The organism is Capnocytophaga genosp. AHN8471, from assembly GCF_016806945.1.
Lineage (GTDB): Bacteria > Bacteroidota > Bacteroidia > Flavobacteriales > Flavobacteriaceae > Capnocytophaga > Capnocytophaga periodontitidis.
In genome coordinates this window covers 1-569 of sequence record NZ_JAESPJ010000051.1, presented here as the reverse complement: position 1 = coordinate 569, position 569 = coordinate 1, and the positions used below count along the sequence as shown (strand labels likewise).

Here is a 569-nt window from a genome sequence, read left to right as displayed (position 1 = left end):
TCCCAATATGTCAATGTACTTTGCAATGGGCGAATTACTATTCGCCCCTACTGTGGAGAATAAGGGATTCGAACCCTTGACCCCCTGCGTGCAAGGCAGGTGCTCTAGCCAGCTGAGCTAATTCCCCGTGCTTAATGACGAGTTACGAATTACGAATTACGATATTCGTCTCTCTTCAGCTCCTAGAATTTCCTTCTTTAGCTTGTAGTCCCAGGCAGACTCGAACTGCCGACCTCTACATTATCAGTGTAGCGCTCTAACCAGCTGAGCTATGAGACTTTGTTCTAATTAGCAAATTTGTAAATTAGCAAATTTGCAAATTTTATTTTGTTGTCAGCAAGATTTAAAGAATGGGTGTCCTATATCGTTAGGAACTCTTAATAACTTTATGTTCGTCATTCGTCGTTCGTAACTCGTCTTTAAATTTCGGTTTTCTCTAGAAAGGAGGTGTTCCAGCCGCACCTTCCGGTACGGCTACCTTGTTACGACTTAGCCCCAGTCACTAGTTTTACCCTAAACAGCTCCTCGCGGTGACCGTCTTCAGGTACTCCCAGCTTCCATGGCTTGAC

General features: G+C 44.5%; 2 tRNA genes and 1 rRNA gene. All 3 read right to left on the bottom strand.

The annotated features are described in order from the left end of the window. Positions 1–53 precede the first annotated feature (53 nt). A tRNA-Ala gene (locus tag JMN12_RS15075) sits at positions 54–127 on the bottom strand. A 78-nt stretch (positions 128–205) separates the two neighbouring features. After that, positions 206–279: transfer RNA gene (locus JMN12_RS15070), tRNA-Ile, on the bottom strand. 161 nt (positions 280–440) lie between these two features. Continuing rightward, positions 441–569: ribosomal RNA gene (locus tag JMN12_RS15065) — 16S ribosomal RNA — on the bottom strand; the annotation flags it as partial.